At 64.5% G+C, this 18,670-nt stretch carries 18 protein-coding genes and 1 tRNA gene; 18 read left to right on the forward strand and 1 reads right to left on the reverse strand.

The window, feature by feature from the left end; translation table 11 throughout:
* The first annotated feature begins 31 nt into the window (after positions 1 to 31).
* The 7 genes from RS901_RS11280 (at position 32) to RS901_RS11310 (ending at position 7,749) form a co-directional block, all read left to right on the forward strand.
* Positions 32 to 1,795 (forward strand): acetolactate synthase 3 catalytic subunit, encoded by a 1,764-nt coding sequence (locus RS901_RS11280; protein ID WP_316148870.1) that lies wholly within the window; start codon positions 32 to 34, stop codon positions 1,793 to 1,795.
* Positions 1,795 to 2,286, forward strand: a complete 492-nt coding sequence (ilvN, locus tag RS901_RS11285) for an acetolactate synthase small subunit (RefSeq protein WP_316148871.1) — start codon at positions 1,795 to 1,797, stop codon at positions 2,284 to 2,286. The genes RS901_RS11280 and ilvN overlap by 1 nt, the downstream gene beginning before the upstream one ends.
* Before the next feature lie 123 nt (positions 2,287 to 2,409).
* Complete coding sequence (gene ilvC, locus RS901_RS11290) at positions 2,410 to 3,426, forward strand: ketol-acid reductoisomerase (protein WP_316148873.1); 1,017 nt, start codon at positions 2,410 to 2,412, stop codon at positions 3,424 to 3,426.
* A gap of 244 nt (positions 3,427 to 3,670) precedes the next feature.
* The gene (locus RS901_RS11295; RefSeq protein WP_153955093.1) at positions 3,671 to 4,321 is read left to right on the forward strand and encodes a phosphatidylserine decarboxylase; all 651 of its coding nucleotides are present in this window, start codon (positions 3,671 to 3,673) and stop codon (positions 4,319 to 4,321) included.
* A 25-nt stretch (positions 4,322 to 4,346) separates the two neighbouring features.
* Positions 4,347 to 5,246, forward strand: a complete 900-nt coding sequence (pssA, locus tag RS901_RS11300; RefSeq protein ID WP_316148874.1) for a CDP-diacylglycerol--serine O-phosphatidyltransferase — start codon at positions 4,347 to 4,349, stop codon at positions 5,244 to 5,246.
* A gap of 124 nt (positions 5,247 to 5,370) precedes the next feature.
* A complete protein-coding gene (lysM, locus tag RS901_RS11305) occupies positions 5,371 to 5,874 on the forward strand; it encodes a peptidoglycan-binding protein LysM (protein WP_010809140.1) in 504 nt (167 codons plus the stop codon).
* A 333-nt stretch (positions 5,875 to 6,207) separates the two neighbouring features.
* On the forward strand, positions 6,208 to 7,749 hold the full coding sequence (locus RS901_RS11310; RefSeq protein WP_013956006.1) for a 2-isopropylmalate synthase: 1,542 nt from the start codon (positions 6,208 to 6,210) through the stop codon (positions 7,747 to 7,749).
* A 97-nt stretch (positions 7,750 to 7,846) separates the two neighbouring features.
* Here the strand turns inward: RS901_RS11310 and RS901_RS11315 are convergent, their stop codons facing one another.
* Positions 7,847 to 8,374 (reverse strand): hypothetical protein, encoded by a 528-nt coding sequence (locus RS901_RS11315; protein WP_316148875.1) that lies wholly within the window; start codon positions 8,372 to 8,374, stop codon positions 7,847 to 7,849.
* A gap of 205 nt (positions 8,375 to 8,579) precedes the next feature.
* Between RS901_RS11315 and RS901_RS11320 the strand changes: the two genes are divergently transcribed.
* The 11 genes from RS901_RS11320 (at position 8,580) to RS901_RS11370 (ending at position 18,523) form a co-directional block, all read left to right on the forward strand.
* A complete protein-coding gene (locus RS901_RS11320) occupies positions 8,580 to 9,836 on the forward strand; it encodes a branched-chain amino acid ABC transporter substrate-binding protein (RefSeq protein ID WP_316148876.1) in 1,257 nt (418 codons plus the stop codon).
* A 173-nt stretch (positions 9,837 to 10,009) separates the two neighbouring features.
* Entirely contained in the window at positions 10,010 to 10,279 is a 270-nt protein-coding gene (gene rpsO / locus RS901_RS11325) for a 30S ribosomal protein S15 (protein WP_010809136.1), read from the forward strand.
* Positions 10,280 to 10,730: 451 nt separating this feature from the next.
* Complete coding sequence (gene pnp, locus RS901_RS11330; RefSeq protein ID WP_114134046.1) at positions 10,731 to 12,902, forward strand: polyribonucleotide nucleotidyltransferase; 2,172 nt, start codon at positions 10,731 to 10,733, stop codon at positions 12,900 to 12,902.
* Between the two features lie 184 nt (positions 12,903 to 13,086).
* Positions 13,087 to 14,091, forward strand: a complete 1,005-nt coding sequence (locus tag RS901_RS11335; protein WP_316148889.1) for an NAD(P)H-quinone oxidoreductase — start codon at positions 13,087 to 13,089, stop codon at positions 14,089 to 14,091.
* 114 nt (positions 14,092 to 14,205) lie between these two features.
* Positions 14,206 to 14,943 (forward strand): triose-phosphate isomerase, encoded by a 738-nt coding sequence (tpiA, locus tag RS901_RS11340; RefSeq protein ID WP_316148890.1) that lies wholly within the window; start codon positions 14,206 to 14,208, stop codon positions 14,941 to 14,943.
* 63 nt (positions 14,944 to 15,006) lie between these two features.
* A complete protein-coding gene (gene secG / locus RS901_RS11345) occupies positions 15,007 to 15,375 on the forward strand; it encodes a preprotein translocase subunit SecG (RefSeq protein ID WP_013956012.1) in 369 nt (122 codons plus the stop codon).
* A gap of 187 nt (positions 15,376 to 15,562) precedes the next feature.
* Positions 15,563 to 15,647: transfer RNA gene (locus RS901_RS11350), tRNA-Leu, on the forward strand.
* A 166-nt stretch (positions 15,648 to 15,813) separates the two neighbouring features.
* Entirely contained in the window at positions 15,814 to 16,173 is a 360-nt protein-coding gene (locus RS901_RS11355) for an NADH-quinone oxidoreductase subunit A (RefSeq protein ID WP_010809131.1), read from the forward strand.
* A 6-nt stretch (positions 16,174 to 16,179) separates the two neighbouring features.
* Complete coding sequence (locus RS901_RS11360; RefSeq protein WP_008643342.1) at positions 16,180 to 16,662, forward strand: NuoB/complex I 20 kDa subunit family protein; 483 nt, start codon at positions 16,180 to 16,182, stop codon at positions 16,660 to 16,662.
* Position 16,663: 1 nt separating this feature from the next.
* Complete coding sequence (locus tag RS901_RS11365; RefSeq protein WP_013956013.1) at positions 16,664 to 17,260, forward strand: NADH-quinone oxidoreductase subunit C; 597 nt, start codon at positions 16,664 to 16,666, stop codon at positions 17,258 to 17,260.
* A gap of 9 nt (positions 17,261 to 17,269) precedes the next feature.
* On the forward strand, positions 17,270 to 18,523 hold the full coding sequence (locus RS901_RS11370; RefSeq protein ID WP_316148893.1) for an NADH-quinone oxidoreductase subunit D: 1,254 nt from the start codon (positions 17,270 to 17,272) through the stop codon (positions 18,521 to 18,523).
* Positions 18,524 to 18,670 lie beyond the last annotated feature (147 nt).

An 18,670-nucleotide genomic window follows, 5' to 3' on the forward strand; every position in this document is an offset into this window, starting at 1 on the left:
AATTTTTTGCCGAAAATTGCAAAGGACTGAAATGAACATGCCCAGCGCGGAATTCTCCCACGCAGACAGCAATTCATCTGCCGCACCCGAAATGATCGGGGCGGAGATTCTCGTTCACGCACTTGCCGAAGAAGGCGTCGAGTACGTCTGGGGCTACCCCGGCGGCGCAGTGCTGTATATCTACGACGAGCTCCACAAGCAAACCAAGTTCGAGCACATCCTGGTGCGCCACGAGCAGGCCGCGGTCCATGCCGCAGACGGCTATGCACGGGCAACCGGCAAGGTGGGCGTGGCGCTGGTGACCTCCGGTCCCGGCGTGACCAATGCCGTCACCGGCATTGCCACCGCGTACCTTGACTCGATCCCGATGGTGGTGATCACCGGCAACGTGCCGACCCACGCCATTGGCCAGGACGCCTTCCAGGAGTGCGACACCGTCGGCATTACCCGCCCGATCGTCAAGCACAACTTCCTGGTGAAGGACGTGCGCGATCTCGCAGCGACCATCAAGAAGGCGTTCTTCATTGCCTCGACCGGCCGACCGGGCCCGGTGGTGGTGGACATCCCCAAGGATGTCTCGCGCAATGCTTGCAAGTACGAGTACCCCAAGTCGATCGACATGCGCTCGTACAACCCGGTGAACAAGGGTCACTCGGGCCAGATCCGCAAGGCCGTGGCGCTGCTGCAGGGCGCCGAGCGTCCGTACATCTACAGCGGCGGCGGCGTGGTGCTGGCCAATGCCAGCGACGAGCTGCGCCAGCTGGCGGCGCTGACCGGCCACCCGGTGACCAACACGCTGATGGGCCTGGGCGCGTTCCCCGGCACCAGCAAGCAGTTCGTCGGCATGCTCGGCATGCACGGCACGTATGAAGCCAACATGGCCATGCAGAACTGCGATGTGCTGATCGCCATCGGTGCCCGCTTCGACGACCGCGTGATCGGCAACCCGGCGCACTTCACCTCGCAGGCGCGCAAGATCATCCATATCGACATCGATCCGTCGTCGATTTCCAAGCGCGTCAAGGTCGACATCCCCATCGTCGGCAACGTCAAGGACGTGCTGCAGGAACTGATCGCCCAGATCAAGGCCAGCGACATCAAGCCCAAGCGCGAGGCGCTCGCCAAGTGGTGGGAACAGATCGAGCAATGGCGTTCGGTGGACTGCCTGAAGTACGACCGCAGCTCCGAGATCATCAAGCCGCAGTACGTGGTGGAAAAGATCTGGGAACTGACCCACGGCGATGCCTTCATCTGCTCCGACGTCGGCCAGCACCAGATGTGGGCCGCGCAGTTCTACAAGTTCGACGAGCCGCGCCGCTGGATCAACTCCGGTGGCCTGGGCACGATGGGCGTGGGCCTGCCGTACGCAATGGGCATCAAGAAGGCGTTCCCGGAGAAGGAAGTCGTCACCATCACCGGTGAAGGCTCGATCCAGATGTGCATCCAGGAACTGTCGACCTGCCTGCAGTACGACACCCCGGTGAAGATCTGCTCGCTGAACAATGGCTACCTGGGCATGGTGCGCCAGTGGCAGGAGATCGAGTACGACAACCGCTACTCGCACTCCTACATGGACGCGCTGCCCGATTTCGTCAAGCTGGCCGAGGCCTACGGGCACATCGGCATGCGCGTCGAGAAGACGTCGGACGTCGAGCCGGCGCTGCGCGAGGCGTTCCGCCTGAAGGACCGTACCGTGTTCCTGGACTTCCAGACCGATCCCACCGAAAACGTCTGGCCGATGGTCCAGGCGGGCAAGGGCATTTCTGAAATGCTGCTTGGCGCGGAGGACCTGTAATGCGACACATCATTTCGGTCCTGCTGGAAAACGAACCGGGCGCGCTGTCGCGCGTGGTGGGCCTGTTCTCGGCCCGCGGCTATAACATCGAGACGCTGACCGTCGCGCCGACGGAGGATTCCTCGCTGTCGCGCATGACGATTGTCACGACCGGTTCGGATGACATCATCGAACAGATCACCAAGCACCTGAACCGCCTGGTGGAAGTGGTCAAGGTGGTCGACCTGACCGAAGGCGCGCACATCGAGCGCGAGCTGATGCTCGTCAAGGTGCGCGCGGTCGGCAAGGAGCGCGAGGAAATGAAGCGCACCGCCGACATCTTTCGCGGCCGCATCATCGATGTCACCGAGAAGACCTACACCATCGAGCTGACCGGCAACGGCGTGAAGCTCGATGCGTTCCTGGACGCGATCGACCGTACCGCCATCCTGGAGACCGTCCGTACCGGCGGCTCGGGCATTGGCCGCGGCGAGCGCATCCTGAAGGTCTGACCGGGCCCCGGCTCACCCACACGGCTTCACGCAGTATCCCCGGGGCGGCGCGATCCGGGCGCACACGATGCGTCCGAGGATGCCGCCCCCCTCATACAAAAGACAGAGATTGAAGGAATCATCATGAAAGTGTTTTACGACAAGGACGCCGACCTCTCCCTGATCAAGGGCAAGAACGTCACCATCATCGGCTATGGCTCGCAGGGCCATGCCCACGCGCTGAACCTGAAGGATTCGGGCGTCAATGTGACGGTCGGCCTGCGCAAGAGCGGCGCGTCGTGGAACAAGGCCGCCAACGCCGGCCTGCAAGTCAAGGAAGTGGCCGAAGCCGTCAAGGGCGCCGACGTGGTCATGATCCTGCTGCCGGACGAGCAGATCGCAGACGTGTACAAGAACGAAGTGCACGCCAACATCAAGGAAGGCGCCGCGCTGGCCTTCGCCCACGGCTTCAACGTGCACTACGGTGCCGTGATCCCGCGCGCCGACCTGGACGTGATCATGATCGCGCCGAAGGCCCCGGGCCACACCGTGCGCGCCACGTACACGCAAGGTGGCGGCGTGCCGCACCTGATCGCCGTGCACCAGAACAAGTCCGGCGCCGCCCGTGACATCGCCCTGTCGTACGCCACCGCCAACGGCGGCGGCCGTGCCGGCATCATCGAGACCAACTTCCGCGAAGAAACCGAAACCGACCTGTTCGGCGAGCAGGCCGTGCTGTGCGGCGGTACCGTCGAGCTGATCAAGGCTGGCTTCGAGACCCTGGTGGAAGCCGGCTACGCGCCGGAAATGGCCTACTTCGAGTGCCTGCACGAACTGAAGCTGATCGTCGACCTGATCTACGAAGGCGGCATCGCCAACATGAACTACTCGATCTCCAACAACGCGGAATATGGTGAATACGTCACCGGCCCGCGCGTGGTGACCGAAGAGACCAAGAAGGCGATGAAGCAGTGCCTGACCGACATTCAGACCGGCGAGTACGCCAAGAGCTTCCTGCTGGAGAACAAGGCCGGCGCCCCGACGCTGATCTCGCGCCGCCGCCTGACGGCCGAGCACCAGATCGAGGAAGTGGGTGCCAAGCTGCGCGCGATGATGCCGTGGATCGCCAAGAACAAGATGGTCGACCAGTCGAAGAACTAAGCTGCATCGCTGTCTGATGGCCCGCGCCGCACGGCGGCGGGCCGAAGCCGTTCAGCGTTCCGTGCCACGCCCTTCTATCATCAGAGGGGAGTCGCGGGACCTGAACGGCTTTTTGTTATGCTTGTCAGCCTTTGGGCAAGGCGTGCATTATCCTGCTCCGCGACCACGGGGCGCCGCCCGATGGTGGCTATCGCCGCCGTGCGCCGCCTTGCCATGGTCTTGTATCCACCGACACCTGTACTGCATGAACTATCCTCATCCGCTGATCGCCCGTGAAGGCTGGCCGTTCCTGGCCGGCGCCTTTGTCATCTCGCTGCTGGTGCACGCCAGCGCGGGCTTCTGGTGGGCGTTGCCGTTGTGGATCATCACGGTATTCGTGCTCCAGTTCTTCCGCGATCCGCCGCGCCCGATCCCGTCGCAGCCCAACGCGGTGCTGGCCCCCGCAGACGGCCGCATCGTCGTGGTCGAGAAGACCCAGGATCCGTACGCCGGCCGCGAGGCGCTGAAGATCAGCGTCTTCATGAACGTCTTCAACGTGCACTCGAACCGTGTCTCGGTCGATGGCGCGGTCGAGAAGGTCGAATACTTTCCCGGCAAGTTCGTCAACGCCGACCTGGACAAGGCCTCGGTCGAGAACGAGCGCAACGCCGTGCTGATCCGGCGCGCTGCGGACGGCCAGCTGGTGACGCTGGTGCAGGTGGCCGGCCTGGTGGCCCGCCGCATCCTGTGCTACACCAAGGTGGGCGACAACCTCTCGCGCGGCCAGCGCTACGGCTTTATCCGCTTCGGCTCGCGCGTGGACGTCTACCTGCCGCTCGATGCGCGCCCGCGCGTGACCATCGGCGAGAAGGTATCGGCCTCGTCGACCATCCTCGCCGAACTCGACGTGAAGTGAGCGACAGCCTGACCGGAGGACTGTGATGGTTGCCTTCCATCGACGTAACAAGCGCAGCAGCAACGGCAACGTGACCAACCTGCGGCCGTTCCGCCATAACCAGCTGCGCGGCGCCGACGACGACTTCGACGACGAAGCCGCCGACGACCACGACATCGTCTACCAGCGTCCGCGCCGGCGCGGCATCTACCTGCTGCCCAACGCGTTCACCACCGCGGCGCTGTTCGCGGGTTTCTTCGCCATCGTCCAGGCCATGAACATGCGCTTCGATGCGGCGGCCATCGCCATCTTCGCGGCGATGGTGCTGGACGGCATGGACGGGCGCGTGGCGCGTATTACCAATACGCAGAGTGCGTTTGGCGAGCAGTATGACTCGCTCTCTGACATGACCTCGTTTGGCGTTGCGCCGGCGCTGGTGATGTATGAGTGGATCCTGCATGACCTGGGCAAGTGGGGCTGGATAGCAGCCTTTGTCTACTGCACCTGCGCGGCGCTGCGCCTGGCGCGCTTCAACGCCAATATCGGCGTGGTAGACAAACGCTTCTTCCAGGGCCTGCCCAGCCCGGCCGCCGCCGCGTTGGTCGCAGGCTTCGTCTGGCTGGTGATCGACAACAAGCTGCCGGTCAAGGAGTTGTGGATGCCATGGGTGGCGTTCGGGATTACGCTGTACGCCGGCCTGTCGATGGTGTCCAACGCGCCGTTCTACAGCGGCAAGGCGCTGGACGTGCGCTACCGCGTGCCGTTCGGCATGATGGTGCTGGTCCTGGTGCTGTTCGTGGTGGTGTCCACCGATCCGCCGGTGGCGCTGTTCGGGCTGTTCGTGGCCTATGCGATCTCGGGCTATGTGCTATGGGCCTGGCGGGCGATGCACGGCAAGCCGGCCATCGAGAAGAAGCAGCGCGAGAACGGCGGCAAGGCTTCGTAGACGTTTCAGGCAGAAGGGCGCTCAGGCGCCCTTCATGCTTTTCCGGATTCACAATTGTTTTCATGCCGCGGCCATCAAGCCGTGGCACTCTGCAGTGTTTTCCACTCACCGTCAGGAGGATGTCATGGGCATGTTCGACTTCATCAAGGAAGCGGGAGAAAAGCTGTTCGGCACTGGCGAGGCCAAGGCCGCGCAAGAGGCCGCCGCGGCGGATGCGTCGGCGGAGAAGGTCGATGCCGCCAATCGCGCCGCGGGCGATGCGATCGAGGGCTACATCAGGAAGATGGGCCTGGATGCCACCGGCCTGATGGTGCAGGTGGACGGCTCGCAGGGGCTGGTCACGGTGTTCGGCGTGGCGCCGGACCAGGCCACGCGCGAGAAGATCATCCTGTGCGCCGGCAACGTCGAGGGCGTGGACAAGGTCGAGGACAAGATGTCCGTCAACGTCGAGTCCGCGGAATCGAGCTGGCATACCGTGGTCAAGGGCGACACGCTGTGGGCGATCTCCCAGGCTGCTTATGGCAACGGCGCCGAATACAACAAGATCTTCGAGGCCAACAAGCCGATGCTGAGCCACCCGGACAAGATCTACCCGGGCCAGAAGCTGCGCATTCCGCCCAAGGGCTGAATTGCCGCTGGCGCGTCCGGGCAAAATGGGCTAAACCCTGTATTGCATGGGCGCGCCAACTCGGCTATAGTCGGTGCCATGATTTCGCGCCAAGTCCTAATCGCCAGCACCACCCTAGGTGGCCTACTAGGCCATCAGGTCGGGACGCGCGCGCGCTAAGGACGGACTCACCCCTTAGCGCGAAATCCGCAAGGAATTTTTCCAACGCCCCGGCCTGCTCCATGCACGCCGGGGCGTTTTGCATTCCACAGCCGTGGAGCGCGGAACAGGCGGTAGGCCCCGAACGCAGCATGCCGGGGACAGCACACGATAAGCAATCAGGAGCTCCACAAAATGTCTGACAAACTCATCATTTTCGACACCACCTTGCGTGACGGCGAGCAGTCGCCCGGCGCCTCGATGACCCGCGAGGAAAAGATCCGCATCGCGCGCCAGCTGGAACGCCTGAAGGTCGATGTGATCGAGGCCGGTTTCGCGGCGAGCTCCAACGGCGACTTCGAGGCGATCCGCTCGATCGCGCAGGTGGTCAAGGACTCGACCATCTGCTCGCTGGCTCGTGCCAATGACAAGGACATTGCCCGCGCCGCCGAGGCGCTCAAGCCCGCCAATTCGTTCCGCATCCACACCTTCATCGCCACGTCCGCGCTGCACATGGAGAAGAAGCTGCGCATGACGCCGGACGAGGTGTATCAGCAGGCCCGCCTGGCGGTGCGCTTTGCGCGCCAGTTCACCGACGATATCGAGTTCTCGCCGGAAGACGGCAGCCGCTCGGACATGGACTTCCTGTGCCGCGTGCTGGAAGGCGTGATTGCCGAGGGTGCGACCACCATCAACCTGCCGGATACCGTGGGCTATGCGGTGCCGGAAGGCTACGCCGCGCTGATCCGCTCGGTGCGCGAGCGCATTCCCAACTCGGACAAGGCGATCTGGTCGGTGCACTGCCACAACGACCTGGGCATGGCCGTGGCCAACTCGCTCGCCGCCGTCAAGATGGCCGGCGCGCGCCAGATCGAATGCACCATCAATGGCCTGGGCGAGCGCGCCGGCAACACCAGCCTGGAAGAAGTGGTGATGGCGGTGAAGACCCGCCGCGACTATTTCGACCTGGATGTCGGCGTGGATACCACCCAGATCGTGCCGGCCTCGAAGCTGGTGTCGCAGATCACCGGTTTCGTGGTGCAGCCGAACAAGGCCGTGGTGGGCGCCAACGCCTTCGCACATGCCTCGGGCATCCACCAGGATGGCGTGCTCAAGGCGCGCGACACCTACGAGATCATGCGTGCGGAAGATGTGGGCTGGAGCGCCAACAAGATCGTGCTGGGCAAGCTGTCGGGCCGCAATGCCTTCAAGCAGCGCCTGCAGGAACTGGGCATCGAGCTCGAGAGCGAGACCGAAGTCAATGCCGCCTTCACCCGCTTCAAGGAGCTGGCGGACCAGAAGGCCGAGATCTTTGACGAGGACATCGTCGCCATCGTCTCGAACGAAGCCCAGCACGATGCCAACGAGCACTTCCGCTTTATCTCGCTGTCGCAGCGCTCCGAGACCGGCGAGCGCCCGCACGCGCGCGTGGTGTTCAGCATGGACGGCCAGGAGCAGAGCGGCGAGGGCGAGGGCAACGGCCCGGTCGACGCCACCCTGCATGCGATTGAATCGCGCGTGTCCAGCGGCGCCGAGATGGTGCTCTATTCGGTGAACGCCATCACCGGCGGCACCGAGGCCCAGGGCGAAGTCACCGTGCGCCTGTCCAAGGCCGGCCGCATCGTCAACGGCGTGGGCACCGACCCGGATATCGTCGCCGCGTCGGCCAAGGCCTACCTGGCCGCGCTGAACAAGCTGCACGACAAGGCCGTGCAAAAGATCAATCCGCAGATCTGACCCAGGCCTCTGCGTAGACGGCGGAAGGCTTACCCGGCCTGAGCGTACGGACCAAGCCCGCCACTCCCGACCCGGGGATGGCGGGCTTTTTCATGGCTCAGCGGCGGCGATCGTCGGGATCGTACATCGGGTCGGGCGTGATCTGGGTCTGGCGCAGGATGCCGGCGTCGTCGAAATAGAAGTTGTACAGCGATGGCCACACGTCTTCATGGCGGAAGCGGTAGGACCAGACCTCGCGCCGCATCCGCGGGTAGTACTCGACCGGCAGGCGCGTCCTGCCGAAATGCTCGGCCACATCCTGCCTGGTCCAGGTGCCGACCTGCGCCTTGTACAGTTCCGGCGTAGACAGCACATTGCTGAAGCGGGTCAGGTTGCCGTTGCGGTCGAAGTCGGCGCCATAGGCATACTGGCCCAGCGGCTGCTGGGTGTAGATCCAGCGCGAGGTCCCGTCGCGCAGCTGGAACACATCGGTGGGCGGACCGAACGCGGCCTGCACCGCGGCCTGCGGCTGCCCCACCAGCTTGGTGCCTTCCTGTACCGGCCTCAGCGTGGTGCAGGCAGACAGCATGGCGACGCCCAGCGCCAGCATGAGCCGGCGCGCGCCGTTGGCGATGACGGAATTCATGGCAAACCTCGGTCGATGCGTGGATAGTGGATACCGCAAGTTTAGTGCGGCCTCCTGTCTTGTGTGCGCCGGGCGCTGCTTATTGACGGGTCTTCCCGCAACCTGGCGGTTTCCTCGCGGAACTGGCGGCCAATGATCGTGCCCCGGTGGCATTTGCCCGCAACCGGTCGCTGCCGTACTATCCAGCGCTTTCCGGGGAGAGAACATGAAGGTTGCGGCACGGTGGCGTGGATGGCTGGGCGGGTTGTTGCTGGCGGCAGCGGCGGGCGCGTCGGCACAAGAGCCGATCCGGCTGGGCATGATCGACGGGCTGTCCGGCCCGTTTGCCAACGCGGGCGAAGCCGTGACGCGCAACCTGCGCCTGGCGATCGAGCGCATCAACGCGCGCGGCGGCGTGAAGACCGCAGAGGGCGCACGGCCCATGGAGCTGGTGACCTTCGACAGCAAGGGCAATGTCGACGAGAGCCTGATCCAGTTGCGGGCCCTGACCGACAAGCACATTCCCTTTGTCCTGCAGGGCAACAGTTCGGCCGTGGCCGGCGCGCTGGTGTCGGCCATCAACCGCCACAACGCGCGCCAGCCCGGCGCGCGCGTGCTGTTCCTGAACTACTCGGCGGTCGATCCCAGCCTGACCAACGAGAACTGCAGCTTCTGGCATTTCCGCTTCGACGCCAGCGCCGACATGCGCATGCAGGCGCTGACCGAGGTGATCCGTCAGGACCAGGCCGTGCGCCGCGTCTACCTGATCGACCAGGACTACAGCTTCGGCCACCAGGTGTCGCGCTCGGCGCGCGAGATGCTGGCGGCGCGCCGGCCGGATATCCAGATCGTGGGCGACGAGTTCCACCCGATCGGCAAGATCAAGGACTTTGCGCCCTATATCGCCAAGATCAAGGCGAGCGGGGCGGACGCGGTCATCACCGGCAATTGGGGCAACGACCTGACGCTGATGGTCAAGGCCGCGCGCGAAGGCGGGCTGCAGGCCAAGTTCTACACCTTCTACGGCAATGGCCTGGGCGCGCCCGCGGCGATGGGCGATGCCGGCGTGGGCCGCGTGCTGGCGGTGGCCGAGTGGCACCCGAACGTGGGCGGGGCGGCATCGGACGCCTTCTACCAGCAGTTCCGCGCGCGCTATCCGGAGCCGAAGGACGACTACGTGCACCTGCGCATGCAGATGATGGTGGAAATGCTGGCGCGCGCGATCGAGCAGGCCGGTTCCACCGATGCGGTCAAGGTGGCGCGCGCGCTGGAGAACATGCGCTACGTCAACCAGTTCCATGAGGCCACCGTACGTGCCGACGACCACCAGGTGCTGCAGCCGCTGTACGTGTCGGTGATGGAGCGCCAGGGCGGGGCAGTGCGCTTCGACAACGAGGGCTCGGGTTATGGCTTCCGCACCGTGCGCAGGCTCAAGGCCGCGCAGACCGCGCTGCCGACCACGTGCCGGATGGAGCGCCCCTGAGCGCCAGCGCGCTCGCTCAGGCCCCGCGGTACTCCTGCTGCAGCTTTTCGGCTATAATCCGCGGCTGTCGTTGCCTGGCCGTTGGCCGGGCGGCGGCAGTAGCCAGTCAAAACATGGCACGACGCATGCGGCGCATCCCGCGCTGTAGCGTTCGCAAGTGAAAGGAAATCATCATGGCAGTTGCCGATATCAACAAGTCCGAAGTCATCAAGCAGTTCGCACGTGGCGCCAACGATACTGGCAGCCCCGAAGTGCAAGTGGCCCTGCTGACCACCCGCATCAACGAACTGACCCCGCACTTCAAGGCCAACATGAAGGATCACCACAGCCGCCGCGGTCTGCTGCGCATGGTGAGCCGCCGTCGTCGCCTGCTGGACTACCTCAAGTCCAACGACGCCGACCGTTACCGCGCCCTGATCGAAAAGCTGGGCCTGCGCAAGTAAGATTGCGCCCGATGGCAGCGCGATTCCAGGGTTTGCACGGTTTCGCGTGAGGCCTCGATGCCTGCTTCAGCAATGCTGGGGCAGGCATTTTGCATTTCTGGCGGGGTGAATCCGCCTTGCCCAGGGATGCAGGCAGTTGATGGAGTGATTTTCGCTTCACGCCGCCCGGCGGGCATTCTGATTCCCCGGGCGCCCGTTGCAGCAAGCTGCGCAACGGAGTAAGTTGTTCTTTTTTCTGTTTTCAATACCCCGGACCGGCCAAGGAAACAGGGCTTTGTGTCATTCCAGCGCGGCATCGGCAACGCCAGTGCCGCGCTGGAATGGCATAGCACTTCCCTGCGACTGCGACCGGCAACCCGGCAGTTTGCCTGCGGCTGAGAACGCAGGCGTCGCAGGCCGTGCGCGTGTTATTGCGTGATTGCGCGGCCTGCACGCAAGCCAAGGAATGCACATGTCCATGTTCAACAAGATCGTCAAGGAATTCCAGTGGGGCCAGCACACGGTCCGCATGGAAACCGGCGAAATCGCCCGCCAGGCCGGCGGTGCCGTGCTGGTCGATGTGGAAGACACCGTGGTGCTGGCGACCGTGGTCGCCGCCAAGAGCCCGAAGCCGGGCCAGGATTTCTTCCCGCTGACCGTCGACTACATCGAGAAGACCTACGCGGCCGGCAAGATCCCCGGCGGCTTCTTCAAGCGTGAAGGCCGTCCGTCGGAAAACGAGACCCTGACCTCGCGCCTGATCGACCGTCCGCTGCGCCCGCTGTTCCCGGAAGGCTTCTACAACGACGTCCAGGTGGTGATCCACGTGGTGTCGCTGAACCCGGAAGTGCCCGCTGACATTCCCGCGCTGATCGGCGCGTCGGCCGCGCTGGCCGTGTCGGGCATCCCGTTCAACGGTCCGGTTGGCGCCGCGCGCGTGGGCTACAAGGACGGCCAGTACCTGCTGAACCCGACCCGCTCGCAGCTCGCCACCTCGGATCTGGACCTGGTGGTCGCCGGCACCGAACGCGCCGTGCTGATGGTGGAATCGGAAGCCAACCAGCTGTCCGAAGACGTGATGCTGGGCGCCGTGGTCTATGGCCACGAGCAAATGCAGATCGCGATCAACGCCATCCATGAACTGGTGCGCGAAGGCGGCAAGCCCGAGTGGGACTGGGCTCCGGCCGCCAAGAACGAGCCGCTGATCGCCAAGGTCACCGAAGTGGCACTGCCGCTGCTGCAGGAAGCGTACCAGCTGCGCCAGAAGTCGGCCCGCAGCCAGAAGCTGAAGGAAGTGAACGCCAACGTGGCGGCCGCACTGGCAGCCGCCGGCGTGGAAGCCGACAAGGTGGAAGTCGGCAACATCATGTTCGACCTGGAAGCCAAGATCGTGCGCGGCCAGGTGCTGGCTGGCGAGCCGCGTATCGACGGCCGCGACACCCGCACGGTGCGCCCGATCGAGATCCGTTCGTCGGTGCTGCCGCGCGCGCACGGCTCGGCGCTGTTCACCCGTGGTGAAACGCAGGCGCTGGTGGTGGCTACGCTCGGCACCAAGAGCGACGAGCAGATCATCGACGCGCTGGCCGGCGAATACCGCGACCGCTTCATGCTCCACTACAACATGCCCCCGTTCGCCACCGGTGAAACCGGCCGCGTGGGCAGCCCGAAGCGCCGCGAAATCGGCCACGGCCGCCTGGCCAAGCGCGCACTGATCCCGGTGCTGCCGAAGGACGATGAATTCGCCTACACCATCCGCCTGGTTTCGGAAATCACCGAGTCCAACGGCTCGTCGTCGATGGCTTCGGTCTGCGGCGGCTGCCTGGCACTGATGGACGCCGGCGTTCCGGTCAAGGCGCACGTGGCCGGCGTGGCCATGGGCCTGATCCTGGAAGGCAACAAGTTCGCCGTGCTGACCGACATCCTGGGCGATGAAGATCACCTGGGCGACATGGACTTCAAGGTGGCGGGTACCGACAACGGCATCACCGCGCTGCAGATGGACATCAAGGTCCAGGGCATCACCAAGGAGATCATGCAGGTCGCGCTGGCGCAGGCCCGTGAAGGCCGCCTGCACATCCTGCACAAGATGCAGGAAGCGATGGGCCACGCCCGCACCGAGCTGTCGGCGCACGCACCGCGCATGATCACCATGAAGATCCATCCGGACAAGATCCGCGAAGTGATCGGCAAGGGCGGCTCGACCATTCAGGCGCTGACCAAGGAAACCGGCACCACCATCGACATCCAGGAAGACGGCACGATCACGATCGCGTCGACCTCGACCGACGGCATGGCCGAAGCCAAGCGCCGCATCGAGGGCATCACCGCGGAAGCCGAAGTGGGCAAGATCTACGCCGGTACCGTGCTGAAGCTGCTGGACTTCGGCGCCATCGTCAACATCCTGCCGGGCAAGGATGGCCTGCTGCACATCTCGGAAATCGTCAACGAGCGTGTCAAGGACATCAAGGACTGGCTGAAGGAAGGCCAGCATGTCCGCGTCAAGCTGATCCAGGCTGACGAGAAGGGCCGCCTGCGCCTGTCGCTGAAGGCCGCGCTGGCCGAAGAGGGCGGCAGCATCAGCCCGATCAACGCTGGCGAAGCCGCCGCGCCGGCAGCTCCGGCCGAAGGCTCGGAACAGCAGTAAAGTCAGCGGGGCAGGGTTGCCCGCAGGTGCCGCCGCAAGGTGGCGCCGCCGAAAAAACGGCTGGACGATGTCCAGCCGTTTTTTTGTTTACACTGCCGGCAACCCTATCGAGCCACGGCTCACACCGACCCTGGCGCGACGCATCGTCGAGCCGCGCCAAGACAAGTACAAGGAGCAGAGCAGCATGCAAGCCATCGAGATCCGCGAATATGGTGCCCCCGAAGTCCTCCAACTGACCGAGCGCCCCGACCCGGTGGCGGGTGCGGGCGAGGTCCTGATCCGCGTGGCTGCCGCCGGCGTCAACCGTCCGGACGTCTTCCAGCGCACCGGCAACTACCCGGTGCCGCCGGGCGCTTCGGACCTGCCCGGCCTGGAAGTGGCGGGCGTGGTGGTGGGCGGCGACCTGTCGCATGCCGACAACCGCTTCGGCCTGAAGGTGGGCGACCGCGTCTGCGCGCTGGTGCAGGGTGGCGGCTACGCACAGCTGTGCACGGCGCCGCTGGCGCAGGTCCTGCCCGCGCCGCATGGCCTGAGCGATATCGAGGCCGCCGCGCTGCCGGAGACCTTCTTCACCGTCTGGAGCAATGTGTTCGACCGCGGCTACCTGGGCCAGGGCCCGCGCGGCAAGGATGAGACCCTGCTGATCCAGGGCGGCTCCAGCGGCATCGGCACGACCGCGATCCAGATCGCCAAGGCGCTCGGCTACAAGGTGTTCGTCACCGCCGGCACCGATGAGAAATGCAAGGCCTGCGAAGACCTGGGCGCCGATCGCGCGATCAACTACAAGACGCAGGACTTCGTCGCCGAGGTGGCCGCGCTGACCGGCGGCAAGGGTGTCGACGTGATTCTCGACATGGTTGCCGGCCCGTACCTGGCGCGCGAGCTGAAGTGCATCGCCGACGATGGCCGGATCGTCATCATTGCGCTGCTGGGCGGCGCCAAGGCCGAGATCCCGCTGGGCGATATCCTGCGCCGGCGCATCACCGTGACCGGTTCCACGCTGCGTCCGCGCCCGGCATCGTTCAAGGGCAAGATCGCCGCGGCACTGCATGAGCAGGTGTGGCCGCTGCTGGCCGCCGGCAAGATCAAGCCGGTAATCCATGAGGTGTTCCCGGCCGCGCAGGCGGCCGATGCGCATCGCCTGATGGAGTCGAGCGAGCATATCGGCAAGATCGTGCTGACCTGGTAAGGCACATCGACCGTTGCATGTGGCCAATGCTGCCGCCCCCCGCCATCGGGCGGCGGTAGCGCCGTGCCCCCGCCACAAGCTACAATAGCGGGTTTGATTTGGGAGGGGCACTTCGTGAGACAAAAGCTCGTCATCGGCAATTGGAAGATGCACGGCAGCCTGGCCGCAAACGCGGCGCTGCTGGAGGGCATCAAGGCTGGCGCGGCCAAGGCGACGCTGGCGGTCTGCGCGCCGTTCCCCTATCTTGCACAATGCCAGGCGTTGCTGGATGGCTCGCAGGTGGCCTGGGGTGCACAAGATGTGTCGGCGGAGGCGCGCGGCGCCTTCACCGGTGAAGTCGCGGCATCGATGGTGGGTGAGTTTTGCTGCACTTACGTGCTGGTCGGCCACTCGGAGCGCCGCACCTATCATGGCGAAACCGACCAGACTGTCGCGGCCAAGGCGCTGCGCGCGCTGGAATTCGGCATCGTCCCGGTGGTCTGCGTGGGTGAAACACTGGCCCAGCGCGAGGCGGGCGAAACCGAGGCGGTGGTCGGCAGGCAACTGCAGGCCGTGCTGGACGCGCTGACGGTGGAGCAGCTGAGCCGCGTGGTGCTGGCCTATGAGCCGGTCTGGGCGATCGGCACCGGCAAGACCGCCACCAGCGAACAGGCGCAGGCGGTGCACGCGTTCCTGCGCGGCCAGGTTGTTGCGCGCGATGCGGGCGTGGCCGAGCGCATGGCCATCCTGTACGGCGGCAGCGTCAAGCCGGACAATGCGGCCGAACTGTTTTCCATGACCGATATCGACGGGGGCCTGATTGGCGGCGCCTCGCTGAAGTCGGAAGATTTTCTCGCGATCGGCAACGCCTGAATGCCGGCCGTTCCGATCGACCGATCAGGCAAGTAACCAGCCAGTAAGGCTTATTTAAATCAAATGGCAATCTTCAAGACTTTGTTGGTGGTGCTGCAGGTGTTGTCGGCGCTGGGCGTGATTGGCCTGGTGCTGATCCAGCATGGCAAGGGCGCCGATGTCGGCGCGGCATTCGGTTCGGGCGCCTCGGGCAGCCTGTTCGGTGCCACTGGCTCGGCAAACTTCCTGTCGCGCACCACCGCCGTGCTGGCCACGCTGTTCTTCGTCTGCACGCTGGCACTGACGCTGCTGGGCAACTACAAGCCGGCTGCGTCGCTGGGCGTGATGGGCGCGGCGCCGGCTTCGGCGCCCGCAGTGGCAGGTGCTTCGGCTCCCGCTGCAGCCGCGGCCGCTGACGCGTCGGCGCCGGCAGCCCCCGCTGTTCCGAAATAATCCGTAAGCCTTGCGGCGGATTCCTGAGTTTTTTTGCAGTTGTGCGTTGAACAAAGCAAGAAATCTAGGTTAGAATGCAAGGCTTGAAACGATTCCCCAGCGATGGGTTCCGAGCAAAGACGAAAGCCTCTGCAACGGACCTGAAGGGCCTGAAAACCCGGCGCCAGGCAATATTGTTTCTCCCCCAGCCGACGTGGTGAAATTGGTAGACACGCTATCTTGAGGGGGTAGTGGCGAAAGCTGTGCGAGTTCGAGTCTCGCCGTCGGCACCAAACAACTTGATCGGAGTCCCTGGCCGGGCAATGCACCCGAGCGTGGGGCTCCGGCAGTCCGCAAGGCGGCGCGCCATGAGGCTTATGGCTTAGCGCCTGGGGTGGGCAACAGGACGCCGCTTCAGCTGGTGCTGTTGACAACATTCCAGATAAGGCTGGCCGTACCTTGAATCTCGAAGCCTACTTCCCCGTTCTCATCTTCATCATCTTCGGTGTCGTGCTTGGCGTGGCGCTGATGTCGATCGGTCGGATCCTCGGTCCGAACAAGCCCGATCCCGCGAAGCTGTCGCCGTACGAGTGCGGCTTCGAAGCGTTCGAGGACGCGCGCATGAAGTTCGATGTGCGCTACTACCTCATCGCCATCCTGTTTATCCTGTTCGATCTCGAAACCGCCTTCCTGTTTCCGTGGGGTGTCGCCCTGCGGGATATCGGCTGGCCGGGGTTCATCGCCATGGGCGTGTTTCTGCTGGAATTCATCGTGGGCTTCGTCTACATCTGGAAAAAGGGCGCGCTCGATTGGGAGTGATGTGAAATGGCAATCGAAGGCGTTCTCAATGAAGGCTTCGTCACGACTACCGCTGACAAGCTGATCAACTGGACCCGCACCGGGTCGCTGTGGCCGATGACTTTCGGCCTGGCCTGCTGTGCCGTGGAAATGATGCATGCCGGCGCCGCGCGCTACGACATGGACCGCTTCGGCGTGATTTTCCGCCCGTCGCCGCGCCAGTCGGACGTGATGATCGTGGCCGGCACGCTGTGCAACAAGATGGCCCCCGCGCTGCGCAAGGTCTACGACCAGATGGCGGAACCGCGCTGGGTGATCTCGATGGGCTCGTGCGCCAATGGCGGCGGCTACTACCACTACTCGTATTCGGTGGTGCGTGGCTGCGACCGCATCGTGCCGGTGGATATCTACGTGCCGGGCTGCCCGCCGACGGCCGAAGCGCTGATCTACGGCGTGATCCAGCTGCAGAACAAGATCAAGCGTACCAACACCATCGCGCGCAAGGGCTGAAATGGCGAAGCTCGACATCCTCAAGGCCGCGCTCGAGAAAGCTCTCGGCAAGCGCGTGCAGAACCTGATCGAGGCGACCGGCGAACTGACGCTGATCGTCAAGGCCGACGACTACCTCGAAGTTGCCCGCATCCTGCGCGACGATCCGTCGCTGCGCTTCGAGCAGCTGATCGACCTGTGCGGCGTGGACTATTCCGAGTACGGCGACGGTGCCTGGGACGGCCTGCGCTTTGCCGCGGTTTCGCAACTGCTGTCGATTACCCACAACTGGCGCCTGCGCGTGCGCGTGTTCGCCCCGGACGATGATTTCCCGGTGCTGCCGTCGGTGATCGACGTGTGGAACGGCGTCAACTGGTTCGAGCGCGAAGCCTTCGACTTCTACGGCATCGTCTTCGACGGCCATCCGGACCTGCGCCGCATCCTGACCGACTACGGTTTCGTCGGCCATCCGTTCCGCAAGGATTTCCCGGTTTCGGGCTTCGTCGAGATGCGCTATGACCCGGAACAGAAGCGGGTCATCTACCAGCCGGTCACGATCGAGCCGCGCGAAATCACCCCGCGCGTGATCCGCGAGGACAACTACGGCGGCTTGCACTGATAACGCGCCATGGCAGACATCAAGAACTACACCCTGAACTTCGGCCCGCAACACCCGGCAGCGCACGGCGTGCTGCGTCTGGTGCTGGAGCTGGACGGCGAAGTCATCCAGCGCGCCGACCCCCATATCGGCCTGCTGCACCGTGCCACTGAAAAGCTGGCCGAGCAGAAGACCTGGATCCAGAACGTGCCGTACATGGACCGCCTCGACTATGTGTCGATGATGGTCAACGAGCACGCCTACGTGATGGCAATCGAGCGCCTGCTGGGCCTGGAAGTGCCGGTGCGCGCGCAGTACATCCGCGTGATGTTCGACGAGATCACCCGCCTGCTGAACCACCTGATGTGGATCGGCTCGCACGCGCTGGACGTTGGCGCGATGGCGGTGTTCCTGTACGCCTTCCGCGAGCGCGAGGACATGTTCGACATGTACGAGGCGGTGTCGGGCGCGCGCATGCACGCAGCCTACTATCGTCCGGGCGGCGTGTATCGCGACCTGCCTGACACGATGCCGCAATATCGTGCGTCCAAGGTACACAACGAGCGCGCCATCAAGGCCATGAACGAGGCGCGTTCGGGCTCGCTGCTGGACTTCATCGAGGACTTTACCAACCGCTTCCCGAAGCACGTCGACGAATACGAGACGCTGCTGACCGACAACCGGATCTGGAAGCAGCGGCTGGTGGACATCGGCGTGGTCAGCCCGGAACGTGCGCTGCAGATGGGCTTTACCGGCCCGATGCTGCGCGGCTCCGGCATCGAGTGGGACCTGCGCAAAAAGCAGCCGTACGAGGTGTACGACAAGCTGGACTTCGACATCCCGGTGGGCGTGGGCGGCGACTGCTACGCGCGCTACCTGGTGCGCGTGGAAGAGATGCGCCAGTCCAACCGCATCATCAGGCAGTGCGTGGAATGGCTGCGCCGCAACCCGGGCCCGGTGATCACCGAGAACCACAAGGTGGCGCCGCCCTCGCGCGTGGACATGAAGTCCAACATGGAAGAACTGATCCACCACTTCAAGCTCTTCACCGAAGGCATCCACGTGCCCGAAGGCGAAGCGTATGCAGCGGTGGAACACCCGAAGGGCGAGTTCGGCATCTACGCGATCTCGGACGGCGCGAACAAGCCGTACCGCCTGAAGATCCGTGCACCTGGCTTCCCCCACCTGGCCGCGCTCGACGAAATGGCCAAGGGACACATGATTGCTGACGCGGTAACGATCATCGGCACGCAAGACATCGTCTTCGGCGAGATCGACCGTTAATCACGGACCGCCGGCCCGGACGACGATCCGGGCGCTTTCCGCGGTGCTCCCCAGGGGAGCGGGCGGAAGACCCGCGGCGGACCGGTAGGGCCTCAGGCCTGCCGGCGGAACGGGCAGCGACGGCTGCAAACCTGCGGAAGGGAACGC

It is taken from the genome of Cupriavidus sp. BIC8F (genome assembly GCF_032465815.1).
Classification (GTDB): Bacteria; Pseudomonadota; Gammaproteobacteria; order Burkholderiales; family Burkholderiaceae; genus Cupriavidus; species Cupriavidus necator.